Genomic DNA, 12,044 nt, shown 5'->3' on the forward strand with positions numbered 1-12,044 from the left:
GCTAGCCTGCACGGGTGCGAATAGGCGTGAACGTCCCGAACTTCGGACCAGGCACCAACCCCGACGTGCTGCGCCGTTGGGCGCGGACGGTGGAAGGCCTCGGCTACGACCTGCTGATGCTGTCGGACCACGTGGTAGTGACACCGGACGTGGCCCAGCAGTATCCGGCCCCGTTCTACGAGCCCTTCACCACGCTGGCCTGGCTGGCGGGCATCACCGAGCGGATCAGGCTCGGGACCACGGTGCTGATCATGCCGTACCGGCATCCGCTGCTCGTCGCCCGGATGGCCGCCAACCTCAACGACCTCAGCGGCGGGCGGCTGGTCCTCGGCGTGGGCGTGGGGTGGGCGCGGCAGGAGTTCGAGGCGCTCGGCATGCCGTTCCACCGGCGCGGGGCGCTGACCGACGAATACCTCGACGCGCTGCGCGCCGCCTGGGCGGACGGCGCGGACTACCGCGGCGGGCCGGTGCCGATCTGGATCGGCGGCAACAGCGACGCCGGCCTGCGCCGCGCGGTGCGCCTCGGCGAGACCTGGCACCCGCTGCGCAGCACCCTGCCCTGGCTGCGCGAGGCCTTCGGCCGGCTCAAGTCCCTCGCCGACGAGCAGGGCCGCCCGATGCCCGCCCAGGCACCCCGCATCATCCTCAGGCTCACCACGTCACCGATCACCGATCCCGAGCGGCGCGCCGGTGAGGGCACGATCGAACAGATCGTGGACGACCTCGAACAGCTACGCCTCCTGGGCGCGGACACCGTCGTCCTCGACCCCTTCGACGGCGACCCGCAGGAGACGTGCCACCCCGAGGTGGCCTGGCACGCCCTCGCGGCCGTAGCCGCCTCCTGGGACCTTCACGCGAACCACCTATGAACGGAGCGACCATGACACACGACGACGAGCAGTTCCTGCGCCGGGCCATCGGGCTGGCCGCCAAGGCGCGGGCGGCGGGCAACCCGCCCTTCGGATCGCTCCTGGTGGGGCCGGACGGCAGCGTGCTCGCCGAGGACGTCAACACCTCCATCAGCGATGGTGACATCACCGCGCACCCCGAGCTGAAGCTGGCCCGCTGGGCGGCCCGTGAGCTCAGCCCCGAGGCCGCGGCGACCACCGTCATGTACACCAGCTGCCAGCCCTGCGGCATGTGCACGGGCGCCATCGAGCGGTCGGGGCTCGGGCGGGTGGTGTTCGCGCTGTCCACCGAACAGCTCGGCGGCCTCAAGCCACCCGCCGGGAACACCGGGGCGCGACTCGACGGACCGGCACTGTACGAGGAGGCTCGGGCCCCGGTCGAGGGCTACTACGTCTAGTGCTCATATTTCATCAACAAGCCCAGTAAAGCCCCGCAAACCACACTGTCGTCCGCCAGGATGATCAAAGCGGGCACATCGGCGCCGATGTGCCCGCTTGATGCATGGGGAAGGATAGACAGTGAGGTTACGACTGTTCACCGCGGCACTGGCCGGTGCCGCGCTGATGACCCAGCTCGCCGGAGCGGCATCAGCCCAGACAGCGCAGGCAGCCCCATCGACCGCGATCGATTGGGCGGAATGTGGCACCACGTACAAGGGCGAGTGCGCGACCATCAAGGTGCCGATGGACTACGCGAAGCCCGATGGCGCGAAGATCGACCTGGCCATCGGCCGGTTGAAGGCGCTCGACCCGGCCAAGCGGCAGGGCGTGTTGTTCGTGCATCCGGGCGGTCCCGGTGGATCCGGCCTCAACGCGTACATCATGGGCCGCGGCATCCCCGACGACAGCCCGCTGCGCCAGTACTTCGACATCGTCAGCGTGGACCCCCGCGGCGTCGGCCGCAGCACGCCCATTCTGTGCGGCGAGGACGTGGTCAACGAGACCCCGCTCACCTATCCGGCCAACGAGGCGGAGTATCAGAACTGGCTGGCCTTCAACGCCAAGCTGTCGAAGGACTGCCGCGAGCGCACGGGCCCGCTGTTCGACCACGTCGGCACCACCAACGTGGTGCGCGACGTGGACTCGATCCGCGCGGCGCTCGGCGAGCGCCAGATCAGCTTCTTCGCGATCTCCTACGGCACGCAGGTCGGCCAGGGGTATGCCGAGATGTTCCCGAAGAACCTGCGCGCGATGGCCATCGACTCCAACATGGACCACAGCATCACCTCGGCCTACCAGTACATGAAGACCGCCACCGAGGACCTCGAAGGCTCCTACCTGGCGTTCGCGAAGTGGTGCGGCGAGACGGCGGCCTGCGCGCTGCACGGCCAGGACGCCACGGCGGTCCTGGACGGCCTGCTGGCCAAGGCCAGGGCCGGCACCCTGAAGGACCCGGAGACCGGCGCCGTGATCTCGGACGAGGAGCTTCGGATCGAGGTGTTCGAGCCGATGTACAAGCCGTCGACGGGCTTCTTCCCGCTGGCCGAGCGGCTGAAGGCGCTGGCGGTCGGCCAGGCGGAGCAGCAGGTCGCGGACAAGCCGGTGGCCGCGGAATCGGCGGAGGCGAAATCGACGGCCAGGGCCTCGGCAGAGGCTTCGACGTCGACCGCCGAGGGCGTCAACTACGCCTACCCGGTCATCTGGTGCTCCGACTGGAAGTGGAACATCAGAAGCTTCGCCGAACTCGACGCCTACAAGCGCCGTCTCAAGGCCATCGCCCCGCACACGGAGCTCTCCCCGTTCTGGACCGACGTCATGAGCTGCCTCAACTGGCAGGGCAAGACGTCCAACCCGCAGCATCGCCTCAAGATCAGCGGCACTCCGCCGATCCTGGTCATCAAGGCGAAGGATGACGTGGCCACCCCCGCGGCCTGGAATTACGCCGCCGCACGGCAGATCCCGCGCTCGGTCGTACTGGAGTACGACGGCGTCGGCCACGGCCAGTTCCGCAACAGCACCTGTGCGCGCGACTACATCGAGAAGTACCTGATCAACCGCACCCTGCCCGCGCCGGGAACGCACTGCGCCACGCAGTTCCCGACGGAACCACCCGCGACGACGCTGGCCCCGCAGGACTCCCCGCGGTCCATCACGGGCCGCCCGGTCCACTGACGGCGAGCTGACCGGTCGTGTGTCCCCTGACGTGTCAGGGGACACACCACTTCAGCGGTCCTAGCCGGGTCCCCTGAGGTAGCCGGGCGTGAACTCGACCGGCAGGGTGGTCAGGGCGCGCAGCCGGAAGGACGGCCGCCAGACGAGCTGGTCGGCGGGCACCGCCAGCCCCATGTCCGGGAGCCGGTCCAGCAGCACCTCGACGGCCGTGTAGGCGATGACCTCGGCGAGCTCCGGCGCCGGGTGCGGGCAGCCGTGCTCGCCGTGGCCGAAGGACATGTGCGCGTGGTTGCCGGCGGAGCCGCCGTAGGAGTCGGGCCGCACCTGCGGGTCGGCGTTCGCGGCGGCGAGACCGATGATGAGCGCGTCCCCGGCTCGGATGCGCTGCCCGCCCAGCTGCGTGTCGTGCGCCGCCCAGCGGCCCAGGCTGTTCTGGGCGGGCGAGTCCTCCCACATGACCTCGTTCAGGGCCTGGCTGGCGCTGCGGCGGCCGCCCGACAGGGTCACGGCGAACCGTTCGTCGGTCAGCATCAACCGCAGGGTGTTACCGATCCAGTTGGCGGTCGGTTCCTGGCCCCCGCTCAACAGCACGACCAGGTCCTGGACGATCTCCTCATCACTGAGCCCCGCGGGATGGGCCAGCAGGCGTGAGGGCAGGTCCGGGCCGGGGCGCTCGCGTTTGGTGGCGATCAGCCGCTGCATCGCGGTCGTGACTCGCCCGTACGCCTCCGCGCTTTCCGGGCCGACGTTCAGCACCATGGTCACGTCGGCCACGATGCGGGGCGTCTCCGCCTCCGGCAACCCGAACATCGTGACCATGGACAGCAGCGGCATCGGCTGAGAGTACTGCGCGATCAGGTCGGCCCGGCCGTGGCCGGTGAACGCGTCGATCAGGCTGTCGGCGACCTTCTCGCACTGCGATCTCAGCTCGAACTGGTCGACGGAGGCGAGGGCGTCGCTGAGGGCGCCGGCCCGCCGCTGATGCTCGGCGCCTTCGGTGAACAGAATGGACGGCTGGTAGCCGACGAACGCCATCAGCGGCCAGTCCGGCGGGATGCGGTCCCAGGCGTTCCACCGGCGGGAGTCTCGGCCGAAGAGCTGCGGATTGCTCAGGACGTAGCGCAGCTCGCGGTAGCCGACCACCAGCCAGGCGGGAATATCGCCCTCCATCAGGACCGGGACGACGGGCCCGTGCAGCTTGCGCATGTCCCGGTACAGCTGCTCCGGATCCTCCTGGAACTGGGGCCCGTACATCCGGATGGGCTCGGGTGTGTAGTGGGTATCGGTCATCGGGTAACCCCCTGGGCGGAGGACATCGCGTGGAGGTGGTTGACGAGGGCGATCAGCACGGCCTTGCTCGAGTCACGTTGACGGGCGTCACAGTCGATCAGCGGAACCTCTTCGGACAGGTCCAGCGCCTCCCGGATCTTCTCCAGGGGGTGCGTCGGCTCGTCGAAGTTGTTGCGCGCGACGATGAACGGCATTCCGTGGTGTTCGAGCCGGTCGATGGCGTACCACGAGTCGGCCAGGCGGCGGGCGTCCACCAGGACGACCGCTCCCAGCGTTCCGGAGAACAGCCGGTCCCACAGGAACCAGAACCGGTCCTGGCCGGGCGCCCCGAACAGGTAGAGCACCATCTGCTCGTTCAGGCTGATGCGGCCGAAGTCGAAGGCCACCGTGGTCGTGGTCTTGGTCTGTACGCCGCTCGCGTCGTCGATCCCCATGCCTGCCTGGGTCATCGTCTCTTCGGTGCTCAGCGGCCGGATCTCGCTGACCGAGCGGACCATGGTCGTCTTGCCCACGCCGAACCCGCCGACGACCACGATCTTGAGACCGGTGGTCATCGTGCTCTGTAGCGGTGTACGGCCGGGTGGGTCAGAGGTTCTGAAGTCCAACAAGCACCTGCTCCAGGATTTCGGGATCGGGCAGTTGCGCCTTGGCGGGAGCCTTGGGCGGATGGCGGGCGGTGATGCGTCCGGTGTCCAGCAGGTCGCACAGCAGGATCCGTACGACGCTGACGGGCAGTCTCAGCTCCGAGGAGATCTCCACGACCGCCATCGGCTGGCGGCACATCTGGAGGATCTTGACGTGCTCGGACTGCATGCCGGGGGTCGGATCGCATTCGCTCACGATCAGCGTGACCACGTCCATGGCACTCTCGTCCGCGCGACTGCGCCCCCCGGTGACCGTGTACAGCCGATCCGGGTTCTCGCTGGCCACTCGCCGCGAGATCATAGCGAGCGGCTGCTCTGCTGAGGTTCGCGCGGCGGGGCGGTCAGATACTCCCCGAGCTGCTCGACCAGTTCGTTCATGTTGTGGCCGATGATGCCGGGGTCGGCGTCGTCGCTCGCTATGACGGCGAGATGGGCACCTTCTCCCGCTTCCACGATGAACAGCAGCCCGCCGTGGAACTCCGTCATGGACTGCCGCAGCCCGCCGGAACCGTCGCCGAACTCCATCGACGCCCCGTGGGCCAGGCTCTGGATGCCCGAGGCGATGGCGGCCAGTTGATCGGCCCGGTCCACCGACAACCCGTGGGTGTGGGAGAGCTTGAGGCCGTCCTTCGACAGCACCAAGACGTGCCGGGTCTGCGGTGTCCTCTCCAGGAGGTTCTCCAGCAGCCAGGCGAGGTCGCGGTCTGAGGTTCTCATCGAGAGTCTGGGACGGTCATCCGGCGTCGCCGGACGAGCAGCCCTCCCTCCAATCTGTAAGTTGGTCACCGGGTGTCGTCTTTCGGGCCTTCTGCTGCCGGGCCCTCTGCTTGCGGGTGTTCCACTTCCTGGCCCGCCGCGGCGGCGCCGGCGCCGGCGCCGGCCCCACGGCTGGCCTGGCGGAAAGCGCTGAATCTCGCTCCGGCCTCGGAGAGGGACGGCCTGGGCCGCGCCGGAGCCTGCTCGGGCACGGGAGCCGCGGACGTCGCCGCCGCGAGCGTCTGACCGCGCCGTCGCCTGGGCAGCTCGCCATCCGCGACGGGGTCGGCCTTCGCGGGGTCGGCCGGCGCGGGGACGGGGGCCGAGGTGGCCCGGCGGGCGGCCGGGACGCTCGGCCTACGCGGGGCCTCCACCTGGGGAGCCGGCGCGGGCTGGGTGACCAGTTTCTGCGGGATCATGACCACCACTCCGGTGCCCCCGCGTGAGGACGGCCTGAAGGAGACGGTCAGACCGTGCTTGCGGGCCAGGCAGCCCACGACCGCCAGGCCCAGGCGCGTACCGGAGAGCGTCGTCAGGTCCAGGGGCTCGGACGAGACGGCCTGCCGCGCGCGGGCCAGCGCGACGGGGCTCATGACCAGACCGCAGTCCTCGATGGTGATCACGATGCCGGTGCTCACCTCTTCGACGTACACGTGCACCTCCTCGGAGGGAGGCGAGAAGCTGGTGGCGTTGTCCATCAGCTCCGCGAGGGCGTGCATGACGCCCTCGGCGGCGTGCCCGGCGATCGCGACGGTGCTGGCCGAGTGCACCCGAACCCGCTGGTAGGCGCTGATCCGGCCCACCGCGCCGCGCATGATGCTCTCCATCACGATCGGCTTGGTCCAGCGCCGCCCGGAACGCGAACCGGTCAGCACGGCGATGCTGTCGGCCAGCCGGCCCGCCTGGGCGGTGCTGTGGTCCAGCCTCAGCAGGTCCCCGAGGACCTTCTCATCATGCCGGTCCTCCATCTCCCGCAGATCGGCCAGCATGCTGGTGGCCAGTGCCTGCACCCGGCCGGCGGCGTTGGCGCAGGCCGACATCGCGGCCGCGCGCATCCGGTCTCCTCTGCCGACCTCCTGCGCCAGCGTCCACAGGATGCGCTGCTGAGCCAGGTCGGCGGGCCTGGGCACCTCGGCGAGCGCGGTGTCGACCGATGCCCCGTCACGCAACCTCTTCACCAGCGCGGGCAGTGTGTGGTCGGCCAGTTGGGCGAGGTCCGCCTCCCTCATGGCGAGCCGGTCACGCAGCAGGCTCGCCTGCTGCCGGCCGTACAAGCCATAGGTGATGGCGGCGCACAGCAGCAGGGCGGCTATGCCCAGGCACCAGGCCACGAGCGTCCGCCCCTCGACCGGCGCCTCGGCCACGGCCCATACGCACGCGACGCCGGCCACGACGGCGACGCCAAGCGGTACGAGCAGGGCCCGACGGTGAACAGGTATGTGAGTTGCTGACATCAAGTCCTCGTCGGAGGTCAGAAACATACGGCCTGGAAGTCTTGATCGGATTGTAGGGGAATCTTCGCTTTACGTGGGCACTTGGTCACCAATTGCGGCCATTGTCGCCTGCCCTGCCCAATAGTCGAACTCCTTGAGCATGGGCGCCGGATCTGACAACAGATCTTGCTGGGTGTGGAGTATGCCGGATCAGTAGGCTCCCGGCTACTGAGTGGCGGTCGCGCTTCGACATCCGCAGCGTTGTTGATCATGGCACAGTTGGCCGGGATGAGGGTGGCGTTCACATGACAGGGCCTGGGCGGTTCCCCGCCCAGGCCGGTGAATTGTCAGGTCAGTACGCGCCATGCACCCCGAGGTCACTTCGTTTCGGCCGGAGCCGGATCCGATCCGAACGTCGTACCGGTTCCAGGTCGATCCGCCGCACCCCTTCCGGCACATGCCGCAGGTCGTGGGTGATGAGCAGCGTCGTCCGCCCCTCCATCAACCGGCGCAACGGCACCATCACCCGCTCGGCCGTGACCACGTCCAGCCCGGTCATCGGCTCGTCCAGCACCAGCACCGGCGTGTCACGCAGGATCGCGCGGGCGATGGCGAGGCGCTGGCGCTGGCCGCCTGACATGAGGCGGCCCCGCTGACCGATGGGCGTGTCGTACTTCTGGGGCAAGGTCTGGATGAAATCGTGTACGTCGGCCAGCTCGGCCGCCAGAATCACGGCGGCGTCGTCGGCGCCCGGAGAGCCGTAGGCGATGTTGTCACGCACCGTGCCGGAGAACAGGAGGTTCTCCTGGTGCAGGAGCGTGATGGTGTCGCGCAGTGACGATCGGGTCAGGTCGCGCAGGTCCACCCCGTCCAGGAGGATGCGGCCGGTGTTCGGGTCGTAGAAACGCAGGAGCAGCTTGGCGAGCGTGGACTTGCCCGCACCGCTGGCTCCGGTGCAGACGACGAGTTCCCCCGGTTCGATCACGAACGACAGCTCGCGCAGCGTCGCCCTGATCCGCTTGGGATAGGTGAAGCCGACCCGCGAGAACTCGATCCGCCCCTTGCTGCGCCCGACCACCGGCACGGCGGTAGGACGGTCGACGACGGACGGGCGTACGGAGAGGACCTCCATGACGCGGTCCGAACCGGCGGCGGCCTCCGAGACGGTGAGGGCCAGCTGGCCCAGACCCTGGACGGCGGGATAGAGATAGGCGAGGTAGGCCGCGAAGGCGAGCAGGCCACCGAGCGTGAGGCGGTCTTGGGTGATCTCCCAGGCGCCGAAGCCCAGGATGACGATCAGGCAGATGGTCTCCAGCACCTGTACGGCGGGGCCGTAGAGGCCGGAGAGCCACGCCTGGGACAGGTTCGCGCGCAACCAGGTGCGACCTTCGCGGTGCAGGTGCCTGGCCTCGGTCTCCTGCTGGTTGTAGGCCTGGACGAGCGACTGGTTGGACAGGCTCTCCTCGATGACGCTGTTCATGGAGCCGTTGCTGGTCCGCTCGCGGGCCGCCGCGTTCCTGAACCGGGACGCGAAGACCTTGGAGACCACCAGGAACGCCGGGATCAGCGCGAACGTGACCAGCGCCAGGTCCCATCTGATAATGAACGCCGCGCCGGCGAAGAAGATCACGCTGGCCACGGTGGTGAACATCTTGACCAGGCCGGAGCCGACGAGCTCCTCGATGGCCTCGATGTCGTCGGTGAGCCGGGCCATCAGGTCGCCCGTGCGGCGGTTCTCGAAGAAGTCGGGTGTGAGGGTCTGGACGTGGCCGAAGACGCGGTCGCGGAGCTTGAGGAGGAAGCGTTCCGCGCCCGCGGCGGTGATGTACGCGCCGGCGAAGGAGACGAGACCGGCCAGAACCGCCAGGCCGAGCCAGGCGGCCGCGGGGGCCCAGAAGGCGCCCAGGTCCCGTTCGCTGAGGACCTTGTCGGTGATGTAGCCGAACAGGGCGATCGCGGCGACCTCACACAGAGCGGCCAAGATCGCGAAAACGACCCCGGCCGCGAACAGCGCCCTGACGCCACGAGTGTCCGGCCAGAACTCCCGGAAGGTGTTCCGGATGGACACCGTCGGCGCCAGGGGCTGAGCGGAGAGTGAGAGCCGTTGGGTAACCCGACGGCTCTCAGGTGGCACCTCTTCTACCACCACCACCGCCTGCGCCAGCCGCCACCGCAGCCGCCGCCGCATCCACCCCACCAGCGACGTCGACCACAACCGCGACGGCCCCATCCCCACCAGTCGCTACGGTGAGCCGGGAAGAGCTTACCGAGAGTCATGATTCCCCCCTGTGCCAGTAGCACTATTTCGGCTTTCAAAATAGGACGCTAGCACCCAAATGGTGAAAAATCAGGGCTTGGGGGCGTTCTTTGATCGGATTTGACCGGTGCTCATGGAAAAGATCTGCGCGTGTGTGATATGTAAATCACCGCTAAAGCGCGCACATCCCGCCCCATACCAGAACCCCGCTGGGACCTGGCCAAACCCAAGCCGACGCCTCGATCACCACAGAAGTGGAAAAGCGGTTTGACGTTTTTCCGTCCACCGCAAGTCGCCCTGGGCAATGGAATTCCGGGGGACGGCAATGATTGTTCCGAAGAATGGTGAGAGAAGGGCTCCGCCCGTCCGTCCGAGCAGACGAACAGAGCCCTTGACCGGCCTCAGGCGCCGCGTCCCGCCCACTGGATCTCGTACGGTTTCAAGGTCACCCGCTTGCCGTCCACGGTGGCGGTGACGCTCGTGTCGGCCGTGTTGACCATGACCATCTGCCGCTCCTGCCCCAGCGTCTTGATGCGCTGGTCGGAGGTGGTGACGGCATCCAGTTTCACCCCGGCGGGGAACCACTTCGCGAACCCGCTCAGCAGCCCCGCCATCGGCAGCTCCTGGCCCGTGCCGGACGACCAGAGGCAGCCGGGGCACTCCGTCCCGTCCTTCTGCTCCGGGTTCCAGTAGAGCGCCGTCGTCACACCGCTCTTGGCGAACTCCATCAGCGTCGTGGCCTGTACGGCGGTGCGCTTGTCCTCGCTCCAGCCGGAGTTGGTGGGCTCGACGTACCACTCGGCCCACCACACCGGCATGTCGTTGCTCTTCTGCCTGAGCCAGGCGGTGACCGCGCCGAACTTGGCCTGGGCCGCGAAGTCGTCCGGGACGTTGGCCTTGTCGTTGGTCATCGAGGCGCCGTCGACCACGATGAAGTCGGCGCCCTTCTTGTGCTCGATCCAGTATTCGATCGCGTCGAGCGCGCGCTGGTCGACCGTGCCCCAGGGGCCGCTGAGCTCGGAGGGGCCGCTGCCGGAGTTGGTCTCGACCGGGATGTACGGGCCGCCGACCTGGATGTCGCCGTTCACCTTCTTCAGCGCCGCGTAGACCTTGTTGTACAGCTCGGTATAGCCCTCGGCGTCCCAGCGGTTCGTGGAGGCGTTCCAGAAGCCCTTGAACTCGTTCCACACCATGAAGTACTTCACCGTCGGATACTGCCTGGCGATCCGCGCGGCGAGCTTGGCGTAATCGTCGAAATGCTCACGCTTGGGGGCGACCGTGTGGTTCTTGGACCAGTCCGTACGACCGGCCTGACCGCCCTTCATCCAGTCGGGCGCGCAGCACAGCGTGATGACCGGGACGGCCCGCGAGGAGGCCATGAGCTTCAGCCGCCGGTCGAGGTCCCGTAAGTTGTACTGGTCCGGGCTCGGCTCCGGGTTGCCCACGCCCCAGCCCATGATGTGCTGGTTCTGCACCATGGGGACGCGGCCGAGGATGTTCTTGGCCCGCTCGGTGATCTCGCGGGGCACGTTGTCGGCGCTGTACTGGGTGTGGGTGACGCCCCAGCGCGGCCAGTCGTCCAGGGCCGGCGGCTGCTCCAGTGTGGGCGGCGGCTCACTCGGCTGGGTCTGGGCGATCTCGCCGCCCTTGTACTCGTCGCGGGGGCCGCCTCGTGTGCCCGCGTACACCATGATCGCCGCGACGAGCGCGACCGCGAGGATGCCGACGCCCAGCGCGATCGGCCATGGCGGCCGTCTGCGTGCGTGTTTACCATCGGTGGGAATCATGGTGCCTCCACCCTCGCGCGTAGACAAGGGCCGGGACGCCTCTCCCAGCCCTTCCCACGGTATATATCAGTACTTGCAAGGGACTTGCGGTCGATCAAGGGGCTGGCGGGCGCTGCCCTCCAGCCGGTCCGGGGACTCCCGCATAACGGTACGGCACTGGCTGTCTCCCCGGTTGCACGATGAGGAGCGTGCCGGGTTCGTCGGCGTAGAAGGCGCTTTCGACGGCCGCGGCGACGTCGGCGGCGCTCAGCAACGGGAACCCCGCGTTGACGAACATCTCGCGCGCTCCCGCCACCAGCGGCGTGTCCGTGAACCCCGGGCAGACCGCGCCGATCCGGATCCGCTCCTTGGCCAGCGGCGCGGCCAGCGCCCTGACGAGCCCCACCACGGCGTGCTTGGTCATCGTGTACACAGGGTCACCGGCGAAGCCGACGAGCCCGGCCAGCGACGAGGTGACCACGATCGCGCCACCGCCCGAGCGCTTGAGCGACGGCAGGCAGGCGGCGACGCCGAAGACCACCCCGTCGATGTTCACTCCGACGACCTGGCGATACCGCTCGACGTCGAACGCCGCGAGGTCCACCCCGCCCGAGATCCCCGCGTTGAGGTGCACCAGGTCGAGCCGGCCGTAGGTCTCCTCGGCGAGCGCGACGGCCTGCCGCGAAGCCTCCTCGGTGCCGACGTCACCGGCCAGCCAGACGCCGCCGACCTCCTTCGCCAGGCGCTCGGCCCCTTCGGCGTCGAGGTCGAGGAGGACGCACTTGGCCCCGCCCGCCGACAGCCGCCGTGCCACCGCGGCGCCGATGCCGCTCGCCGCTCCGGTGATCAGTGCCACAGTGCTCATGTGCGCTCCTCAG

Annotated in this window: 11 protein-coding genes; 3 read left to right on the forward strand and 8 right to left on the reverse strand. The window is 68.7% G+C overall.

The features are described 5' to 3' along the window. Positions 1-14 precede the first annotated feature (14 nt). The 3 genes from ACGFJ2_RS12540 to ACGFJ2_RS12550 all read left to right on the forward strand — a co-directional run bounded on the left by ACGFJ2_RS12540 (position 15) and on the right by ACGFJ2_RS12550 (position 3,020). A complete protein-coding gene (locus ACGFJ2_RS12540; RefSeq protein ID WP_357956028.1) occupies positions 15-869 on the forward strand; it encodes an LLM class flavin-dependent oxidoreductase in 855 nt (284 codons plus the stop codon). 11 nt (positions 870-880) lie between these two features. Continuing rightward, positions 881-1,306 carry a nucleoside deaminase gene (locus ACGFJ2_RS12545; protein ID WP_358178182.1) on the forward strand — a complete coding sequence of 142 codons (426 nt, stop codon included), beginning with the start codon at positions 881-883 and terminating at the stop codon, positions 1,304-1,306. A gap of 121 nt (positions 1,307-1,427) precedes the next feature. Continuing rightward, positions 1,428-3,020, forward strand: a complete 1,593-nt coding sequence (locus ACGFJ2_RS12550; protein ID WP_393467524.1) for an alpha/beta hydrolase — start codon at positions 1,428-1,430, stop codon at positions 3,018-3,020. Positions 3,021-3,080: 60 nt separating this feature from the next. On the opposite strand, the gene ACGFJ2_RS12555 is transcribed toward ACGFJ2_RS12550, so the two are convergent. The 8 genes from ACGFJ2_RS12555 to ACGFJ2_RS12590 form a co-directional block, all read right to left on the reverse strand. After that, positions 3,081-4,310: a cytochrome P450 gene (locus ACGFJ2_RS12555; protein ID WP_357956036.1), complete on the reverse strand. Its 1,230-nt coding sequence runs from the start codon at positions 4,308-4,310 to the stop codon at positions 3,081-3,083. Next, positions 4,307-4,864, reverse strand: a complete 558-nt coding sequence (locus ACGFJ2_RS12560) for an ATP/GTP-binding protein (RefSeq protein ID WP_357956039.1) — start codon at positions 4,862-4,864, stop codon at positions 4,307-4,309. Before ACGFJ2_RS12560 ends, ACGFJ2_RS12555 begins: the two co-directional genes overlap by 4 nt. A 31-nt stretch (positions 4,865-4,895) precedes the next feature. After that, the gene (locus ACGFJ2_RS12565; protein WP_357956041.1) at positions 4,896-5,255 is read right to left on the reverse strand and encodes a DUF742 domain-containing protein; all 360 of its coding nucleotides are present in this window, start codon (positions 5,253-5,255) and stop codon (positions 4,896-4,898) included. Then, positions 5,252-5,671 carry a roadblock/LC7 domain-containing protein gene (locus ACGFJ2_RS12570; protein WP_357956044.1) on the reverse strand — a complete coding sequence of 140 codons (420 nt, stop codon included), beginning with the start codon at positions 5,669-5,671 and terminating at the stop codon, positions 5,252-5,254. Before ACGFJ2_RS12570 ends, ACGFJ2_RS12565 begins: the two co-directional genes overlap by 4 nt. A 65-nt stretch (positions 5,672-5,736) precedes the next feature. After that, a complete protein-coding gene (locus tag ACGFJ2_RS12575) occupies positions 5,737-7,101 on the reverse strand; it encodes an ATP-binding protein (RefSeq protein ID WP_393467527.1) in 1,365 nt (454 codons plus the stop codon). Positions 7,102-7,495: 394 nt separating this feature from the next. Next, on the reverse strand, positions 7,496-9,373 hold the full coding sequence (locus ACGFJ2_RS12580) for an ABC transporter ATP-binding protein (protein ID WP_357956332.1): 1,878 nt from the start codon (positions 9,371-9,373) through the stop codon (positions 7,496-7,498). A 428-nt stretch (positions 9,374-9,801) separates the two neighbouring features. Then, the gene (locus tag ACGFJ2_RS12585) at positions 9,802-11,187 is read right to left on the reverse strand and encodes a xylan 1,4-beta-xylosidase (protein ID WP_393467529.1); all 1,386 of its coding nucleotides are present in this window, start codon (positions 11,185-11,187) and stop codon (positions 9,802-9,804) included. A gap of 94 nt (positions 11,188-11,281) precedes the next feature. Beyond that, positions 11,282-12,031, reverse strand: coding sequence for an SDR family oxidoreductase (locus ACGFJ2_RS12590; protein ID WP_358178192.1), 750 nt, complete (start codon positions 12,029-12,031; stop codon positions 11,282-11,284). Positions 12,032-12,044: the final 13 nt, after the last annotated feature.

The sequence above is a fragment of the Nonomuraea sp. NPDC049028 genome (assembly GCF_043197735.1).
Lineage (GTDB): Bacteria > Actinomycetota > Actinomycetes > Streptosporangiales > Streptosporangiaceae > Nonomuraea.